This is a genomic window from Bacillus massilinigeriensis, assembly GCF_900111815.1.
Classification (GTDB): Bacteria; Bacillota; Bacilli; order Bacillales; family Cytobacillaceae; genus Mesobacillus_C; species Mesobacillus_C mediterraneensis.
Map to the genome: position 1 here is coordinate 1,540,770 of NZ_LT630004.1, position 18,785 is coordinate 1,559,554.

18 protein-coding genes and 1 riboswitch are annotated in these 18,785 nt (G+C 41.6%); of the genes, 1 reads left to right on the forward strand and 17 read right to left on the reverse strand.

Features of this window, described 5'->3' with window-relative positions:
* Positions 1-114: 114 nt before the first annotated feature.
* The 7 genes from BQ5796_RS17360 to hutP form a co-directional block, all read right to left on the reverse strand.
* The gene (locus BQ5796_RS17360) at positions 115-237 is read right to left on the reverse strand and encodes a YjcZ family sporulation protein (protein WP_074033933.1); all 123 of its coding nucleotides are present in this window, start codon (positions 235-237) and stop codon (positions 115-117) included.
* A gap of 125 nt (positions 238-362) precedes the next feature.
* Complete coding sequence (locus BQ5796_RS08070; RefSeq protein ID WP_234969323.1) at positions 363-1,247, reverse strand: CAP domain-containing protein; 885 nt, start codon at positions 1,245-1,247, stop codon at positions 363-365.
* An 88-nt stretch (positions 1,248-1,335) separates the two neighbouring features.
* Entirely contained in the window at positions 1,336-2,247 is a 912-nt protein-coding gene (locus BQ5796_RS08075; RefSeq protein WP_071459769.1) for a CBASS cGAMP-activated phospholipase, read from the reverse strand.
* A gap of 37 nt (positions 2,248-2,284) precedes the next feature.
* Positions 2,285-3,802: an ABC transporter permease/substrate-binding protein gene (locus BQ5796_RS08080; protein WP_071459770.1), complete on the reverse strand. Its 1,518-nt coding sequence runs from the start codon at positions 3,800-3,802 to the stop codon at positions 2,285-2,287.
* Positions 3,786-4,760: an ABC transporter ATP-binding protein gene (locus BQ5796_RS08085; protein ID WP_071459771.1), complete on the reverse strand. Its 975-nt coding sequence runs from the start codon at positions 4,758-4,760 to the stop codon at positions 3,786-3,788. Before BQ5796_RS08085 ends, BQ5796_RS08080 begins: the two co-directional genes overlap by 17 nt.
* 202 nt (positions 4,761-4,962) lie before the next feature.
* Complete coding sequence (gene hutH / locus BQ5796_RS08090) at positions 4,963-6,513, reverse strand: histidine ammonia-lyase (RefSeq protein WP_071461207.1); 1,551 nt, start codon at positions 6,511-6,513, stop codon at positions 4,963-4,965.
* 100 nt (positions 6,514-6,613) lie between these two features.
* Positions 6,614-7,051 carry a histidine utilization transcription antiterminator HutP gene (gene hutP / locus BQ5796_RS08095; RefSeq protein WP_071459772.1) on the reverse strand — a complete coding sequence of 146 codons (438 nt, stop codon included), beginning with the start codon at positions 7,049-7,051 and terminating at the stop codon, positions 6,614-6,616.
* Between the two features lie 265 nt (positions 7,052-7,316).
* Here hutP and BQ5796_RS08100 point away from each other — a divergent pair, with 265 nt between their 5' ends.
* A complete protein-coding gene (locus BQ5796_RS08100; RefSeq protein ID WP_071459773.1) occupies positions 7,317-7,661 on the forward strand; it encodes a hypothetical protein in 345 nt (114 codons plus the stop codon).
* Between the two features lie 72 nt (positions 7,662-7,733).
* Here BQ5796_RS08100 and BQ5796_RS08105 read toward each other — a convergent pair whose 3' ends face one another.
* From BQ5796_RS08105 to ribD, 10 genes are all read right to left on the reverse strand, one after another.
* Positions 7,734-8,189, reverse strand: coding sequence for a hypothetical protein (locus BQ5796_RS08105; RefSeq protein WP_071459774.1), 456 nt, complete (start codon positions 8,187-8,189; stop codon positions 7,734-7,736).
* The gene (locus BQ5796_RS08110) at positions 8,176-9,483 is read right to left on the reverse strand and encodes a DEAD/DEAH box helicase (protein WP_071459775.1); all 1,308 of its coding nucleotides are present in this window, start codon (positions 9,481-9,483) and stop codon (positions 8,176-8,178) included. Before BQ5796_RS08110 ends, BQ5796_RS08105 begins: the two co-directional genes overlap by 14 nt.
* Positions 9,484-9,740: 257 nt before the next feature.
* Positions 9,741-12,386 carry a pyruvate, phosphate dikinase gene (ppdK, locus tag BQ5796_RS08115; protein ID WP_071459776.1) on the reverse strand — a complete coding sequence of 882 codons (2,646 nt, stop codon included), beginning with the start codon at positions 12,384-12,386 and terminating at the stop codon, positions 9,741-9,743.
* Positions 12,386-13,204: a pyruvate, water dikinase regulatory protein gene (locus BQ5796_RS08120; RefSeq protein WP_097678021.1), complete on the reverse strand. Its 819-nt coding sequence runs from the start codon at positions 13,202-13,204 to the stop codon at positions 12,386-12,388. Before BQ5796_RS08120 ends, ppdK begins: the two co-directional genes overlap by 1 nt.
* 23 nt (positions 13,205-13,227) lie before the next feature.
* Positions 13,228-13,860, reverse strand: a complete 633-nt coding sequence (ccpN, locus tag BQ5796_RS08125) for a transcriptional regulator CcpN (protein WP_282956855.1) — start codon at positions 13,858-13,860, stop codon at positions 13,228-13,230.
* Between the two features lie 209 nt (positions 13,861-14,069).
* Positions 14,070-14,825, reverse strand: coding sequence for an exodeoxyribonuclease III (locus BQ5796_RS08130; protein ID WP_071459778.1), 756 nt, complete (start codon positions 14,823-14,825; stop codon positions 14,070-14,072).
* A gap of 90 nt (positions 14,826-14,915) precedes the next feature.
* Positions 14,916-15,386: a 6,7-dimethyl-8-ribityllumazine synthase gene (gene ribH / locus BQ5796_RS08135; protein WP_071459779.1), complete on the reverse strand. Its 471-nt coding sequence runs from the start codon at positions 15,384-15,386 to the stop codon at positions 14,916-14,918.
* Positions 15,387-15,411: 25 nt separating this feature from the next.
* Entirely contained in the window at positions 15,412-16,605 is a 1,194-nt protein-coding gene (locus BQ5796_RS08140) for a bifunctional 3,4-dihydroxy-2-butanone-4-phosphate synthase/GTP cyclohydrolase II (RefSeq protein WP_071459780.1), read from the reverse strand.
* A gap of 13 nt (positions 16,606-16,618) precedes the next feature.
* Positions 16,619-17,266: a riboflavin synthase gene (gene ribE / locus BQ5796_RS08145; RefSeq protein ID WP_071459781.1), complete on the reverse strand. Its 648-nt coding sequence runs from the start codon at positions 17,264-17,266 to the stop codon at positions 16,619-16,621.
* A 4-nt stretch (positions 17,267-17,270) separates the two neighbouring features.
* Complete coding sequence (ribD, locus tag BQ5796_RS08150; protein ID WP_071459782.1) at positions 17,271-18,359, reverse strand: bifunctional diaminohydroxyphosphoribosylaminopyrimidine deaminase/5-amino-6-(5-phosphoribosylamino)uracil reductase RibD; 1,089 nt, start codon at positions 18,357-18,359, stop codon at positions 17,271-17,273.
* 133 nt (positions 18,360-18,492) lie between these two features.
* A riboswitch (FMN riboswitch) is annotated at positions 18,493-18,638 on the reverse strand.
* Positions 18,639-18,785 lie beyond the last annotated feature (147 nt).

The window sequence follows — 18,785 nt, forward strand, 5'->3', positions numbered from 1 at the left end:
AATATTGGAAAGTAATTTACATCATATTTAGACATTATTAACAACCATTTTACAAAAGAATGAAATAGGGTCCGTTTCTCTCGGACCCCACAGAAACATTTATTGATAACAAATTTAATAGAAGCAACTGCATCCAACGATTATCAAGAGGATGAAAAGGACAACAATTAAAGCGAATCCGCCTCCAAAACCTGCGCCGTAGCCTCCATAGCCATAACCATAGCCGAAGCAACCCATTCCGAGCACCACCTTTCAAAGTCAGGTTACTAATACAATATGTTTTACCTGCAAATATGTATGGGCAAAAGCGGAAAAGAAGATATTTTAGGCATAAAAAGAATCCGGCCTTTGGCCGGATTCTCTTACTTTCCAATAAACATCTGGGTCCAATGGTTACCCGAAGACTCGTATCCAACACCGATATGGGTAAAATTACGGTTCATAATATTTTGTCGATGGCCTTCGCTGTTCATCCAGGCATTTACAACTTCCTGCGGTGACTGTTGACCTTGTGCAATGTTCTCCCCAGCTGTTGTATAGGAAATTCCTTGGTCCCTCATCATATCAAAGGGAGAACCGTAGGTCGGACTTGTATGGGAGAAATAACCTTTTTGTTGCATATCAACAGACTTCAGTTGAGCTACTTTACTCAATGCTTGCTCTTCCTTCAATGGAGGAAGACCGCTTTTAGATCTCTGTTCATTCGTCAAATCAATAACCTGGCGGACGAACTGGCTATTATTTCCGGGCTGCGCATTTTTTCCTGCATCTGATTTTGGCGGAACAGGAGCATTTTGGTTACCAAGATTAGGTGTTGGAGATGTTCCCCTTGTAAAATCTTCAGGCGGAGGTGCTTGCCCTGCTGTGCCAGTATTTTCTCCAGGCTGACATGGAACAAATTGGTACTTTGCCTCTTGAATTAATACTGCTTTTGTTTGCGGATAACTATCACTGCCTTTTGACGTGTGGTAGCTGGAAATTGAATCGTTTAAATCCATATCATTTTTCTTTTTTCTATCATCAAAAAGATTATCATCACGATTCTTGTTATCCCCATTGTCATTATAATCGCGTGTGAGTGGACCGTTATGATCTATTCCTTCATCTTTGCCATCCCCTGGATTTTCCCGACCAAGAATATTTAACCTGTTATCACGCTCATCCGCGGCATTATTGTTCATTCCACAAGCGGAAGTTCCTAAAAGTACCCCAGCCAATAGCATTGTTCCGGCCGTTTTTTTGAACATTTTGCATTCCTCCTTAAAAAAATCTTATAACAGGAATAGCTTTTCACCGGCCGGTTAGAAATATTGATGGTAATTATCTCAAATCAACTTATGTCTGTAAAAATGGCAGCACTTGCTCTTTATTATTGTGAAATGCATCATATCCATGTTCTACCATATTCTTCAGGAAGACTGGTTCATCGAAGGGTACTTCTCTCCCTAAGTCGTGATTAATCCGTAAGTATCTTTCCCCTAGCATCAATTGACATTGATGAGAAACCGCTTCAGATGATAAATCAAGTGCAAGATCCAACAGTTTCGGTACAGGTTTCATGACGGGTAGAGGCATAGGAAGCCATGATCGTATTCCCCAACTGCCATCCTTGTCATTGGAAAAGTCAATGCATTGTCTGCCTGTTCCTAACGAAAGGATGTTGATATTTTCCACCTTTTCACTAAAACTGTGTATTGCTTCAGTTAGTCCAACAAGAGAAGGATTATTCGCCCAAAGTCCACCATCTGCAGTCATATATTTCCCTTCAAGATGATTTGGGGGGAAATATAACGGAGCAGCACAAGACGATAGAACGGCATCCCATAACTCAAGCTCATGATATTGCTCTATCTCGTCCACTTTACATGACTTAATTACGATAGGATTACCATGTGTTAAATCAACAGCAGGCAAAAGCAGCGGCATTTGAACATCTTTTAGCAACATGTTCCCAAAAGATTTCTTTAGCAGCCTTCTAAGAAACCGATCATTATATACACTTCTGAATATACCCCAATATGCTTGGGCAGTGAAAATTTTTTTGCCGAAGACTATATAATTTTCCAGTAGTGTCTTCATAGGTATTCCAACAGCTATCGATGCTGCAATAATGGCCCCGGTGCTTGTACCTGCAATCATATCGAAGTAATGTGAGGCTGGTTCCTTTTTTTCTTCTTCTAATTGAGCTAAAAAAGAGATTGGAAGTGCTCCCCTGATACCACCACCATCTATGCAAAGAATCCTCATTTCTCACCTTCCAAAAATTATTAGAATACCGACTCACTCACTTTATTAATCCTTCTTTTTCTAAATACTCTTTTGCAACCTCGACAGGCCGCTTTCCTTCCACATTTACACGATAATTCATTGCTCTCATTTCTCTGTCTGAGATTTTACCCGAAAGCTTTTCCAAGGCAGGCTTAATTTCTGGATATTTCTCTAAGGTTTCCTTTCTTAAAAGCGGCGCCCCCTGATACGGTGGAAACAATCCTTTATCGTCTTCAAGAGAGGTCAAATGATATTCTTCTAACTCACTGTCGGTCGAGTATGCATCTACAACGTTAATATCTCCGGATTTTATTGCGGGATATCGAAGCTTTGGCTCCATTGTCGTAACACTCAAAAAGTCAATTCCATAAAGCTTTCGTATCCCTTGATAGCCATCTTGCCGATCATTAAATTCTAAGGTGAATCCCGGTTTCATGATCTTTTGTATTTTTTTCAAGTCAGAAATAGTCTTCAATCCATAACGCTTAGCCATTGAATCCGGGACTGCAAGTGTATATGTGTTGTTGTACTGCATTGGTTCGAGAAGCTCCATCTTATATTTCTCCGCCATTCCCTTACGAGCTTGAAGGTACACCTCTTGAGAATTTGTGCTAATAGCGTTTGTCTTTAAAAATTCGTTAATGGCCGTACCAGTAAATTCTGGATAAATATCTATCTCTCCTGTTTTTAACGCATTAAAAATAAAAGAGGTTTTTCCTAGACCCGGTTTCAATTCCACCTCTATTTCTGTTTCCCCTTCAATCAAAAATTGATACATATTAATCAATATTTCTGGTTCTGACCCGAGTTTGCCAGCTATCACAATCTTTTCTTCCTTCTTTATGGTTATATATGGAAGTACGAGCATAAGCATTGAGACGGAGAAAAGTATACTTGAAATGTACATCACTCTTCTAAACGGAAACTTTTCAAGCTTCCGTAACATAACATCGAAGAAAATAGCTAGCGCAGCTGCAGGAACGGCACCGAGTATAATAAGGTTTGCATCATTGCGATCAAGCCCAAGAAGGATGATATCACCAAGCCCTCCCGCGCCTATTAAAGCGGCAAGCGTCGCTGTACCAATAATCAACACCGTCGCCGTCCTAATTCCTGCCATGATAACAGGCATGGCTAGCGGTAACTCAACCTTCATCAGTCTGCGCATACTGTTCATTCCTAGAGCAGTAGCGGCTTCAATTAGAGATGGGTCAATTCCATTTATCCCAGTATAAGTATTTCTTAATATCGGAAGAAGACTGTAAACTACAAGAGCGATGATTGCAGGCACCCTGCCAATACCCAACAACGGAATCAACAGACCAAGGAGCGCAAGCGAGGGTATTGTCTGGAGAATCGAAGTCATTCCAATAATAGGCTCTGCCAGTCTTTTATTTTTTGTCAAAATGATTCCCAGAGGTATTGCAATTGCAAGGGAGAGAATGAGAGCAGTAAAAGATATTTGCATGTGCTCGATAAGGGCTTTGATTAGCTCGAACTTTCTAGCCGAGAAAGAATTAGCAATTCCAGTCATGAGACTCCCGCTCCTTTTTTAGGAAGTCAACTGCATACTCTAATAGGTTATCTCTTTTCAAAACACCGATAAATTCCCCATCCTTAATCATTCTCACAGCATCTACCTGTTGGAGACAGGATAAGATTTTAGCCGTTCCATCTTCCACACGAACGCTTTTCATTCCTATATATTCATGGTTTCTGTCTGTATGGTTATTCAACAGTGAGAGTCCGTCTAAATGTTTACCCAGCGTCACCATTTCACCAATGAACTCTTTAATAAAAGGTTCTGCCGGAGAGTAAAGCAATTCATCTGGCCTTCCAACTTGGACGATGGCTCCTTCCTTCATCACACATATCCTGTCACCTAGCTTGAAAGCTTCTTTAATATCATGTGTTACAAACACAATAGTCTTCTTAATTTCCCTCTGTAGCTGCAACAGATCATCCTGCAGCTTCTCCCTGCTGATTGGATCTAAGGCGCTGAAAGGCTCATCCATCAGAAGTATATCGGGCTCAGCTGCCAACGCCCTCACTACCCCAACTCTTTGCTGTTGTCCCCCTGATAGCTCCTGTGGTTTTTTTTGCCGATATATACTTGGATCGAGCCCTACCATCATAAGGAGCTCATCAATCCTGACGTCGATTCTCTCTTTTTTCCACTTTCTCAGTTCTGGGACTACCGCGATATTCTCTTCAACTGACATATGTGGAAATAAGGCAATTTGCTGAAGTACATAGCCAATGCGCCAGCGCAACTCATCGATTTTATACTCACTCAACGTTTTCCCATTGATTGTGATGCTACCCTCACTTTGCTCAACAAGCCGGTTTATCATTTTAAGGGTTGTTGTCTTTCCAGAACCACTTGGTCCTACAAGGACAAAAAATTCCCCTTTTTTGATTTCTAGATCCATCGGTCTGATTGCAAACGTTCCATCCGCAAATCTTTTTGTTACATTTTTAAAAATAATAATTTTTCAGCCCTCTTTTCTTGATTATCCTTTTCAAGTAAAAACACTATGTCATTACATTATGAATGAAACAAAAGAGACAATCCACTTCTAGCACCCACCGAAGGAGACAAAAGGTACTGCCCACAAAAAAAGATGCCAGCAATTGCTGACATCTCTATATACATTCAATGTGAACGGATAGAATTGCTCCATCTATCTTTCCTTATAGGGATCCGCTACGGTCAGCTTCCTGAAAAAAGAATGTATCTTCCGTAACTGGTACTGTCCACCCTAATTCATTTTTTTTAAGCCATTCTGTCATTCTTTCGATATCCTTTGAAAAGATCCGATCCTCCTTAATGGATGGAACAACCTTTCTAGCCTCATCGTAAAATTTCCTTGTGACTGGAGACAAACTATCCATTCCCCGGTATTCTGCCGCTTGGAGGGCACAAATGCACTCAATCGCAAGAACCCTGCGAACATTCTGAATAATGCTGTATGCATGCCTAGCTGCAATGGTACCCATGCTGACATGGTCTTCCTGGTTGGCAGAGGAAGGGATGCTGTCAACACTTGCAGGGTGCGCCAACGTCTTGTTTTCAGATACAAGGGATGCAGCAGCGTACTGCATGATCATAGCGCCAGATTGTAGTCCTGGCTGCGGGCTAAGGAATGGCGGAAGATCATTCAACTGCGGGTTGACAAGTCTTTCAATTCTCCGTTCGGATATATTGGCAAACTCTGCGACAGCAATTTTCAGGAAATCCATGCTTATTGCAATCGGTTGGCCATGAAAATTACCGCCTGAAATGACCGTTTCTCCTCCATCAAAAATGAGTGGATTATCGGTAGCTGCATTAATCTCGATTTCCAGCTTTTCTTTTACATAATCAAGAGCCTGCCAAGAAGCTCCATGAACTTGAGGGATGCAGCGCAGAGAGTAAGCATCCTGAACTCTCTTCTCGCCCTGCCTTGTAATAAGCTTACTCCCTGAAAGGATTTTTCGCATCCTTTCTGCAACAGCCATTTGCTGAGGGTATCCTCGCGCCTCATGGATAGCTGGATGGAATGCATCGATGACCCCATGAAGACCTTCCATCGTCATGCTGGCAATATACTCGCTTATAACAGCGATATCATTTGCCTCAATCCAGTTCACAACCCCCATTGCAGTCATCGCCTGCGTCCCGTTGATAAGCGCTAAACCCTCCTTTGCATGGAGAACAATTGGCTCTATCCCTTCCTTTTTCAGCGCAACTTGTGCTTCCATTCTTTCTCCTTTATGGAAAACTTCCCCCTCACCGAGCAAAACAAGCGCGAGATGCGATAGAGGTGCAAGATCTCCAGAAGCTCCTAGCGAACCTTGCTGCGGAATAACCGGATGTATTCCGGCGTTTAGTAAATCGGCTAGTCTTTCGGCGACGATTGGTCTAATGCCAGAAAAACCTTTTAAGAGAGCATTCAACCGCAGAAGTACCATTGTTCTGGAAACGACTTCAGGGAAAGGCTCTCCTAAGCCACAAGCATGAGATCTTATCAGGTTCAGTTGCAAATCATCCACATCATGCTCCGAGATAATCACGTCGCTAAACTTACCGAACCCAGTATTGATTCCATAAATAGTCTTATTTTCCGAAACGATTCTTTCAACTGCAGACCTGCTTTCTTTCACTTTCTGCATGCTGATCGGATTAATTGTAACGACTTCACGGTCATAAGAGACCCGCTTTACTTCTTCAATAGTCAATGTATTTCCGTTCAATTCCAACACTTTTCCATCCCCCTGTTTTTGAAAATTAAAAGAAGCCGACAATGGGACAAATCACCATCATCGCCTCCTACTGACTAATGGACTATAGGCAATGTAAATATTAAATATGATTGATTCCCAGCCCAATTGCTTCATGTTCTGAACCTTTTACGGGTGCCCCGATTGTACCGTAAAATGCTACTGCTATCCATTCGCCTTCCGCTGGATTATCGTAAGGTTTGCCCCGTACAATGGCAAAACGAAGACCCACAGTTCTGCTCATTTCCCCGATCGCAGCCTGTCCTCTCGTAACGCCATTTAACCCTTCAAGAATGGCATGATACAAAGAATGAGTTTCCCTATAGTAATCAGCAGTGATAAGTGAGTTTCTTTTTGCAGCCGTTTCTACCGCCGAAATGACTTTTTGCATATTCATCGAACCAACTTTTCCTTGGCAGAAAGAAAAACTATGCAATGGTAGGTTTAAGGTTGTTAATTCCTCTTCCGAAAGGGAAGCAAGCAAAATAGCTATTTTTCCAATAGCAAGTTTCTTAGTCATACTTTCACCAATTTCCGAAAATTATCTATTCACTAATAACTTATTCCTATTTTATGCTTCTGCTATATGGTTGTCAATATTTTTGGGAAATTTCAGTATATTAACGCACTATTATGCTATTGCAGTAAAGTATTTTCATGCATTTAGAAAGGACATTTAGATTACTTAAACGTTACATTTAAGTAATTACTCTCAACAATCTTTATGTTTAGTCCTCCTATGTAGGGGAAAAATAAATGAAGTTCAAACTGAAGGAGGAAACTTAATGGAATCAAAGAAAACAGTGCTTGGGGCTGCAGCAGCTGGATCCCTGTTATATTTACTTCGAAACAAAGCATCTAGGGAACAATTGACGAATTCACTTCAAGTGGCTGTAAAGAGCGATGGAGTATTAGAACCAAACTGGAGTGGGTATACAAGCAGAGCAGAAGTTCCAAAACAGCAAAAAAACCCTGTAACAGGGTTGCCTTATAAAGGAATTCCGGAAGGAACGAGAGTATGCCTTGGGTCAAAGGGCAAAATAGCATGCATGATTGCCTTCGGGTCATTAGCTATGCTCCTTTTTCCGAAAAAGGCTGCTTCAGAGATAAGGCAAGAGTGGACTAGATAAAATAAAGGCTGCCTCACAACGATCTTACTGGGCAGCCTTTTAATGAAATTTATTATTTCACCGGTCTTGCTCTTATTTCATTTGCTTAAACATATCTTCTAAAAACTGATAAATTAATTGGTATGCCTCTAGGATGGTTAGATCCGGATGAAACCCGGCTACATCGTCAAGGGCAATATTCATATTCCATATTCCCTCATCAGCACTGAACATTAAATCATAAGATAATTTACCTCGTTTTAAATTATCTTCTAGAAAAGCTTCAATGAAAGGACCGAATTTCTTCTGTAGTTGCAGTCCAAGCATGACATCATAATTGCCAAAAACATCGTCACTTTCAAACGAGATCGCGTCTGCTTTAATACTATCAAATAACTCAGATTCTACATAAAGAAATTCCTCTTTATGCTTCTTGAAATAATCGATTCTTTGTTTTAAAAATTCACCGCTTTCTACAGAAAGGACTTCTTCCGTTTCTTTGTTTCCCCGTTCCATGTAGGCCTCGAAAAATTTGCTACCTGTTTCCATATCTTCCACTCCTGCTACTCGATTTCTTTTCACTTGGACGCTTGCTTATGTTCTTCTTCCTACTTGCACTTGCGAAAGCAGTTTTCTGTCGGCTTTTCCTATTTTTATCAAGCTTCCTCTTATCTCCATGTTTCCTATCCTTATCCTTATTATCTGAGATGTCTCGTGAATCTACAGCCTTCTCATTTGGTAACGCACTCTTTTTGTTAATGGTAATTTGGAGTTCTTTCTCTATCGAAACTAGCAGATCCTTGTCCTTTTGAGAGATAAGGGTGATGGCTACGCCTCCCATGCCGGCTCTTCCTGTTCGTCCAATCCTATGCACATAGCTTTGGGCATCTAAAGGAATATCGTAATTGATAACGTGGGTAACTCCCTCCACATCCAGCCCTCTTGCAGCAATATCGGTTGCAACAAGAAGCTGAAATTCCGCTTTCCTAAATCGCTGCATCACCTTTTCCCGCTTTGCTTGTGAAAGGTCACCATGTAGTTCCGCACAAGAGTATCCTTCCGCTGTTAATTGATCAGCAAGTTTTTCCGCTCTGCGCTTTGTACGGCAGAAAATGACTGCCATAAAGGGGCGCTGTTCATTGATGATTCCTTTCAAATCCCCCAATTTTGTTCGATCCGTTGTGTAGACTGCCGTCTGTTTCACACTCTTGGCTGGCCCCTGGGTTGACTCAAGTTGAAGATATTCTGGATTTTTTATGTACTTTTTGGCAAGTTTCCGCACTCCTTCTGGCATTGTGGCTGAAAAAAGCAGCGTTTGTCTTTCCGGTGAAGATGATTCGATAATTTTTTCCACCTCGGATAGAAAGCCGATATGAAGCATTTGATCCGCTTCATCAAGAATAAGAAATCGAAGCTTTTCGAGTTTGAGAGTGCCTCTCCTTAAGTGGTCCAAGATGCGCCCTGGTGTTCCAATTGCAATATCTACGGATTTTTCGAGCTTCTTTAACTGTTTTTCAACATCCTGACCACCGTAAACTGCGAGGACGTTGACATTGGGGCCAGAAAACCTTTTTGTTTCTTCGGTAATTTGTAATGCTAATTCCCTTGTAGGTGTGACAACCAGCGCTTGAATTTCTTGTGCACCTGGTTGAATTCCCTCCAGTATCGGCAGTATGAAAGAGAGTGTCTTACCAGAGCCTGTCATTGCTTGAACAATCAAGTCTGTTCCTTCAAATACTTTTGGGATTGCCGATTCCTGAACAGGCGTCGGAACGCTGATTCCTTCCTTTAAAAGCCTTTCCGTAATATGTTTACCAAGACCTAGCTGCTTGAAATCGTTCAAATGTATCCCTGCTTTCCATTTTTGCCAAGGCAATGATAATACGCGGGAAACCCGCGTATTATCATTGCCTTCAGTTCTATCTTTATTATTTTATCTTTTTCCTTGAAAACATTCCAACCTTCTTTAAAAAAGGTTTTGATAACCATCTTCCCTTGTATTATTTAGCCGATTCACTAACAGAACAAAGCTAGTTATTCCCATTAATCAATCCCGCCATATGAAGAAAGCACCTCCCATTTGGGGAAGGTGCAGTAGTGTTACTTCATACTATGTCTGATTGTTGCTTGAGCTGCTGCAAGTCTTGCTAGCGGCACCCGGTATGGTGAACAGCTCACATAATTAAGACCCGTTTCATAGCAGAACTCAATCGATGTCTTTTCTCCACCATGCTCACCACATATACCAGTTTTTAAGCCCGGTTTCGTGCTCCTTCCAAGTTTGACGCCTATCTCTACAAGCTTGCCGACTCCTTCCCGATCCAGAGCTGCGAAAGGGTTTTCAGGAAGCACTTTATTTTCAATGTATGATTGAAGAAACTTGCCTTCTGCATCGTCACGGCTGTAGCCGAAGGTTGTTTGTGTCAAATCATTCGTTCCAAAGGAGAAGAAATCCGCTTCCTCGGCAATTTGGTCGGAAGTTAAGGCTGCCCTAGGAACTTCGATCATCGTTCCAACCGTAAACTCAATTTTTATGCCTTTTTCTTTCTGAACATCTTCTGCCGCTTTTACAACAACTTCCCTCATTTGTTTTAGCTCATTGACATGTCCTACTAGCGGAATCATCACTTCTGGGGATGTTTCGATTCCTTTTTCTGTAAGTGCTGCTACTGCGTAAAAAATCGCTTTTGCTTGCATCTCATAAATCTCAGGGTGGATCATTCCAAGACGGCATCCACGATGGCCTAGCATCGGATTGAATTCATCAAGCTGACGGACTTTCTTTAACAGCATTTCTTTTTCTGCTAGTTTGGAAGATTGCGGGTCAGTCAGTTTTAATGTTGTTGTTTCCACAATTAATTCTTCCTTATCTGGCAGGAACTCATGCAGCGGAGGATCCAGCAAGCGAATAGTTACCGGGAGACCTTGCATTGCTTCTAGAATGCCTTCAAAATCTCTTTGCTGCATTGGAAGAAGTTTGTCAAGTGCTGATTTTCTCTCTTCATATGAATCTGCAAGTATCATTTCCTGAACTATTGGAATTCGTTTGCTATCCATAAACATATGTTCCGTTCTGCATAGGCCGATTCCTTCTGCACCGAATTCCCTTGCCTTTCCAGTGTCTTCGGGATTGTCTGCATTAGCACGAACACCCAAGTCTCTAATCTCATCTGCCCACGACAGCAATAATTGGAACTCCCGGGATAATTCCGGCTCAATCATCGGTATTTCCCCAAGCATAATTTCGCCTGTTCCACCGTCAATTGTAATAATATCTCCTTCTTTTACAACAGTATCTCCTATAATAAATTCCTTTGCATGCAAATCGATTTTCATTGCTTCGCAGCCACAGATACAAGCCTTCCCCATACCCCGGGCAACAACAGCAGCGTGGCTTGTCATTCCTCCGCGGCTTGTTACGACTGCCTGAGCCGCAACGATTCCATGGATATCATCCGGAGTTGTTTCCTGGCGCACCAGAATAACTCTCTTCCCATCCTTTGAAAGGAGCTCTGCTTCATCCGCATCGAAAACAACAGCACCAGTCGCTGCTCCAGGTGAAGCAGGAAGCCCTTTGGCCAGCTGATTCCTTTCGTGCTTATCATCAATCCTTCTGTGAAGGAGCTGATTCAATGCATCTGGGTCCACGCGTAAAACTGCTTCATTTTTATTTAGAATTTCTTCTTTAACCATTTCCACAGCAATCCTTATTGCTGCCTGGGCTGTTCTTTTTCCGCTTCTCGTCTGAAGAATAAACAGCTTGCCCCGTTCTACAGTAAATTCGATATCTTGCATGTCGCGATAATGCTGTTCTAAGCGACGGCAAGTGTTTGAGAATTGCTCGAAAACTTCTGGCATTTCTTCTTTTAGCGTATTGATTGGTTGTGGCGTACGAATACCAGCAACAACATCTTCGCCTTGAGCATTGATCAGGTACTCACCATATAATGTATGTTCTCCTGTCGAAGGGTTTCGTGTAAAAGCAACTCCAGTACCAGAGTCTCCTCCCATATTCCCGAATACCATACTTTGGATGTTCACTGCTGTTCCGAGGTGGGACGGAATCTTATTTAAACGGCGATAAACAATGGCACGCTGATTATTCCATGAATCAAAAACAGCATTAATAGAAAGGAACATTTGTTCAATAGGATTTTGCGGGAAATCTTTCTTCGTATGTTTCTTGACAATCTTTTTATATCCTTTGATCACTTCCATCCAATCTTCAGCAGTCAATTCTGGATCAGTCGCATATCCTTTTTCTTCCCTAATCTCTTCTAATAACTTTTCAAAATAGTACGTATCAACATCGAGAACAACATCAGAAAACATTTGGATAAAACGACGGTAGGAATCATAGGCAAATCGCGGATTACTTGTTAGTTTCGCCATTCCTTCGACTGTCTCATCATTCATGCCTAGGTTTAGAATCGTATCCATCATTCCAGGCATAGAAAATACTGCACCCGAACGTACTGATACGAGGAGAGGATTTTCTGGGTTTCCGAGCTTTTTTCCTGATTCTTCTTCAAGTATTGCTAAAGCGTCTAAAACTTGATCTTTTACTTCTACTGGTATTTTTTTATCCGCATCATAGTAGGCATTGCAAGCTTGGGTTGAAATGGTAAATCCAAAAGGAACAGGAAGGCTAATCTTTGTCATTTCCGCAAGATTTGCACCTTTACCGCCAAGGATTTCCTTCATTTCACTGTTGCCTTCGTTAAACATATATACAAACTTAGTCATTAATAGGAGCCCCTTTCACTTTTCAAAATATCGAGAATTTGACTTGCTGTCTCTTCTACTGCCTTGTTGGAGACATTAATGATTGGGCAGCCCACCCGCTTCATAATCTTTTCAGCGTAATCGAGTTCTTCTAGTATCCGCTCATAACTTGCGTAATTTGCCTGAGATGTGAGACCAAGCGCTTTTAATCGTTCTTTTCTGATTTCGTTCAGCTTATCAGGTGAAATGATCAGTCCGACAATCTTTCCTTTTGGTACTTTAAAAAGCTCGTCCGGTGGCTTCACCTCTGGTACCAAGGGTACGTTAGCAACTTTGAAACGCTTATGGGCCAAGTACATGGATAGCGGGGTTTTTGAAGTTCTGGAAACGCCCGCCAGCACAATGTCAGCTCGGGTAATTCCTCTTGGATCTCTCCCGTCATCGTACTTTACTGCGAACTCAATCGCTTCTATTTTTCGAAAGTACTCATCATCCAGCTTTCGCATCATTCCAGGCTGGTGATTCGGATCTTTATCAAATTTCCTCGTAAATGCATGGAGAAGCGGGTGTAAGAGATCAACTGCCATAATTCCTTCTTCGTCTGCTCTTCTATCAAGATAATTTTTGAGATCCTGAATAACAATTGTATAGGCGATAATAGACTTCGTTTGCTTTGCAAGTATAATCACATCTTCAATATCTTCGTGATCCTCAACATAGGAACTCCTTCGTATTTCAACCTGTCCCCCATTAAATTGGGTTGCAACCGCCTTGACAACAAACTCGGCAGTTTCGCCGACCGAGTCTGAAATGACGTACACTACTTCCTTACCGTTCAAAGCCATAATCACTTCCTCCAGAGTTATATTTCCAGCAGCTCTACGTAAGCTCTTGTTATTGTGGTTTTTGTGATGCGGCCAATTACTTCAAGCATTCCAGGAATCTCAGCACTTTCCTTCACAACAGGCAGTGAATCAATGTGGTTTTGCATCAGTTTCCTTGCTGCATCAAGAAGTGTTTCATCAGGCTTTACAGTCACAATATTAGGCATTCTTGTCATGATGACGCTTACAGGCAACTCATCCAGGTCCGAATTTCCTATTGCTGCTCGGAGGAGATCTTTTCGAGAAATGACTCCTGCCAAGAAACCATTCTCATCCACGGCATAAAGGGTTCCTACATCTTCCAAAAAAATTTGGACGATTGCATCATATACAGACGTTGACTTAAGTACCACGATAGGATGCGCTTTATAATCACTAACCACTTGACTAGCGATATCTGCTGCATGCTTCTTCAGTTCGGTTTTCGGGTTGAAATAATACCCTACCCTAGGCTTAGCTTCAAGGTTCCCAGCCATTGTTAAAATGGCTAAATCAGGTCTTAATGTAGCACGAGTAAGAGAGAGTTTATCAGCTATTTGCTTTCCCGTGATTGGCCCATCCTTTTTGACAATATGTAAGATTTCCTCTTGCCGTTTTGTAAGTTTAATCATAATCACCGCCTCTCCAATCCAAGATATATGCTATACATTATCGAAAGCATATGTATATGTGTTATGCTCTTTCGTATATAGTATATAACATTTAATGATCATTCGGAATATATTTTATGACAAATTTTAAAAAGATATATGATGACCAGATGAGAATGAATCCTCTTCAGACACAAAAAAACCGTCAATTCAAGTGACGGCCTAAATGATCATAATTTTAACTCCAAAACAATTGGGCAATGATCGCTTCCCATTATCCTGGGATCTATTGCTGCTTTCTCAATTTTTGGCGCAAACCTTTCGGACACGATAAAATAATCAATTCGCCAACCAATATTTCTTTCTCTAACTTTGTTCATATAAGACCACCAGGTGTAGGCCCCTTCCTGTGTCGGATGGAGATGACGAAACGAATCTACAAAACCACTGTTGAGCAGGTCTGTCATTTTGGAGCGCTCTTCGTCTGTAAAACCTGAGTTACCCCTGTTGCTCTTTGCATTCTTTAAGTCGATTTCCTTATGTGCTACATTTAAATCGCCGCATAGTATAACCGGTTTCCTTGTATCTAATTCCTTTAAGTACTCCTTTAACCTCTCCTCCCAAATAAGCCTGAAAGAGAGCCGTGCCAGATCACGCTGGGAATTAGGTGTATATACGTTAACTAGAAAGAAAGAATCATATTCCAGTGTAATAGCCCTTCCCTCCGAATCAAACTTCTCTAGTCCTATTCCATATTGAACCAAAAGCGGCTTATGCTTCGTAAAAACAGCTGTTCCTGAGTAGCCTTTTTTTACGGCATAATGCCAAAAATGTTCATAACCTTCCGTCTGCAAATCAATTTGACCTTCCTGAAGCTTCGTTTCCTGTATACAGAAAAAGTCGGCTTCTGATTCATTGAAATAATCAAGGAAGCCTTTCTTACAGCATGCTCTTAACCCATTAACGTTCCAAGAAACAAATTTCATTATGCTACCTCCCCGATGAAAAATCAGTCCATTGAAAAAAGGAAAGCCGGTGAACCAGCTTCCCCTACTATTATATCAAAGTTCTCTATTCTATTTTTCTAAACACCTCAGAAGATTTGCCATTTCAATAGCAGTAGCCGCTGCTTCCCAGCCTTTGTTCCCTGCTTTTGTTCCCGCCCTTTCGATTGCCTGCTCAATCGATTCCGTTGTAAGAACTCCAAAAATAACCGGTACACCGGTTTTCAAAGATGCCTGGGAAATTCCTTTTGCTGCCTCGTTGCAAACATAATCAAAGTGAGGAGTGGCTCCTCGGATCACTGCGCCTAACGTGATGACTGCAGCGTATTTCCCGCTTTCCGCAAGCTTTTGTGCGACTAGTGGCAACTCGAATGCTCCGGGAACCCATGCAGTATCAATATCTTCCTCGTTTACCCCATGTCTTCTTAAAGCATCGAGTGCTCCGCCTAGTAGCTTGCTTGTAATAAACTCATTAAATCGCCCCACAATAATTGCTACCTTTAATCCTGTTCCAACCAATTGGCCTTCATATGTTTTTCCCATTTCTATCTCTCCTTTTTTTCTCGTTTTATAGTGTTAACAAATGTCCTAGCTTCGCTTTTTTCGTTTTTAAATAGTGTTCATTGCTCGTATTATGCTCCATTATAATAGGGACACGCTCTGTCACTTCAAGCCCGTAGCCGCCAAGACCACTGATTTTCCTAGGGTTATTCGTCAAAAGCCTCATTTTTTCGATACCCAGATCCTTAAGGATTTGCGCACCGATTCCGTAATCACGTAAATCTGCCGCGAACCCCAATTTTTCATTTGCTTCAACGGTATCGTAACCCTCCTCTTGCAGCTTATATGCACGCATTTTATTAAGGAGACCGATGCCCCGCCCTTCTTGTCTCATGTACAGTAATACCCCGCTTGCGGACTCGTCAATTTGACGAAGAGCAGCATGGAGCTGAGGTCCACAGTCACATCTGCATGAACCAAATACATCCCCTGTCAAACATTCAGAATGCACCCTGACGAGAATATCAGCACCCTTTTCTAGGTTACCTTTGACCAATGCAACATGTTCCTTGCCATCGATGATATTTGAATATCCAATCGCTTTAAAGTGTCCATATTCTGTCGGAAGGTTTATTTCGACTTCCCTTTTTATAAATTTTTCCTTTCTATGCCTATAGGCAATCAAGTCTTTAATCGTAATGATCTTGAGATTAAACTCTTCTGCTATTTTCATTAATTCAGGTACTCTTGCCATCGAACCATCTTTCTTCATAATCTCGCAAATTACCCCAGCAGGAGCAGCTCCCGCAATTTTTGCGAGATCGATAGCTGCCTCTGTGTGTCCTGCTCTTCTTAAGACACCGCCTTTCTTTCCAATAAGGGGGAAAATATGTCCAGGGCGCTTAAAGTGAGCAGGCTTGGAATGTGGGGAAATCAATTCCTTCACCGTCCTGCTTCGCTCTTCCGCTGATATACCAGTACTCGAGCTGGCATGATCCACGCTTACAGTAAAAGCCGTACCATGAGGGTCCGTATTTCGGACAGTCATGTAATCGAGTTCAAGCCTTTCCGCAATTTCCTCTTCAATTGGGACGCACACCAATCCTCTTCCGTTCGTAACCATGAAATTAATTGTTTCGGGAGTAGTACTATCTGCTAATGCAACGAAGTCTCCTTCATTTTCTCTGTTCTCATCATCACAGACGATAATGATCTTTCCTGCTTTCAAATCATTGACTGCATCTTCAATTGAATGAAACATAAGATTGCCCCCTTTAATAAAAACCATTTTCCGTTAGAAATGATTCGTTTATTGCAGATGCTTTTACAGGATTACTAGCTTGGAGATACCGACGTATGTACTTTCCGATCATATCTGTTTCGATATTCACCATATCCCCACGTGTTCTCTTTCCTAAAACAGTTTCTTGTAACGTATGCGGAATAATCGATACGAAAAAACTTCCTTTCTGAATCCGAAAAATAGTCAAACTAATTCCGTCAACAGCGATTGAACCTTTTTCAATCATCCCATTCACCAAATCTGAGGATACTTTAATTTCAAAAAGGATGGCATTTCCACTCTTTTCACTGCGGATAATAGTTCCAGTTCCGTCAACGTGTCCTGAAACAAAGTGACCTCCAAATCGTTCACTGGAAGCAATTGCCCTTTCCAAATTCACAGGAGTGCCATTTTGAAAACTGCCAATATTTGTTGCTTTGAGTGTCTCAGGCATCACATCAGCGCAAAAGGAATTAGAAGTCATCTCTGTGACTGTTAGACATACACCGTTTACAGCAATGCTATCTCCGTGTTTGGTTCCTTCCATTATCTTGTGAGCCTGAATCCATAACTTAAACGCGTTGTTACCCTTTTTGATCGATTTCACTTTTCCAACTTCCTCAATAATTCCCGTAAACAAAGCTTCACCCCCATATCGGTTCTGCTGTAATTTTGATGTCTTTCCCAATGGTCTCTATTTTCTTGAATATCAGGGAAGGGGCATCTTCAATTGACGAGAAACCCTCGCCTCCAAAAACTGTTCTTGCCTCGCTTCCTCCGAAAAGCTTTGGAGCAAGATATGCAATCACTTCTTGAAAGGCTTGCGCTTTTAAAAAGCTCCCTTGAATTTCGGCTCCGCCTTCAACTAGAAGTGAAGTAATGCCTCTCAAACCTAATTTTCTTAAAGTTGAGCTGATTTCCGGTTTAGGCTCTCCTTGTTGGATGACTTCGACACCTATTTCTGTTAACTTTTCTAATTTCTCTTTGTTATAATTTTTTCCCGTAACTACAATTACTTTTGCAGCTCCATCATGCAGAATTATGGATTCCATCGGGATTCTTAAAGTGGAATCGAGAATGACTCGAATAGGATTTCTGCCGCCTCCCGGTATCCTTGCAGTTAAAGAGGGATTGTCTTTAATAATGGTCTCCACCCCGACAAGAATGGCATCATGTCTATGTCTTAACCACTGAACATCCGCCCTCGCTTCTTCCCCAGTAATCCATTTGCTTTCTTCAGAAACAGTTGCTATTTTTCCGTCCAACGTTGTTGCAGTCTTTAAGGTAACGTAAGGCAACCCTGTCCGGATTGTATGGAAAAACACTTTATTTAAATCCAACGCCTCCTGTTCACAAAGTCCAAATTCCACCTTTATTCCAGACTGTTGAAGCTTTTCGACTCCCTTCCCGGATACAAGTGGATTCGGATCCATCGACGCAATAAAAACTCTTCTAATTCCCCGTTCAATAATCAGATCTGCGCAAGGAGGCGTTTTTCCATGATGGCTGCATGGTTCAAGAGTAACAAATAGGTCTGCACCCTTTGCTTCTTCCCCAGCCATCTCTAAAGCATAGACTTCAGCATGAGGCATTCCTGCCTTTAAATGGGCACCTATTCCTAGGACGGTTCCTTTTTTCACAACGATTGCTCCTACTGCCGGGTTAGGCGCAGTCTGTCCAATTGTGCTATTCGCTGCTTCAAGTGCAACTTTCATATATTTGGAGTATTCCACCCAATTTCTCCTCCTTTCTTCAATAAAAAAACCCCGCGGAAGAAAAAACTTCCATCGGGGTTTTAAAAAAGACAATGTGAAATTAGAGGATTGACCTAAGGTATTTTTTACCCTGTTCATCCCTAATTCGAAAAATTTCCTTCTCCCATCCAGACTATACTGTCGGCTCTGGAGTTTCACCAGATCCACCGTTTAACTAACGTTAACCGGGTCACGGACTTAGAAGCTGCTAGCTTCATCACCGCCGGTTGGGACTTTCACCCGGCCCCGAAGGAATATATATTGTATTAAAATAGCAAGATAATACATCGCTTATATTTACAAACTTATTGTTATATATCTACAAATTTCGGAACTTTAACTACAAGTGAAACTCTTACCTTTATCCTTAGCGCGCTGTAAAGGATTGTCTGAATTTTATCACGA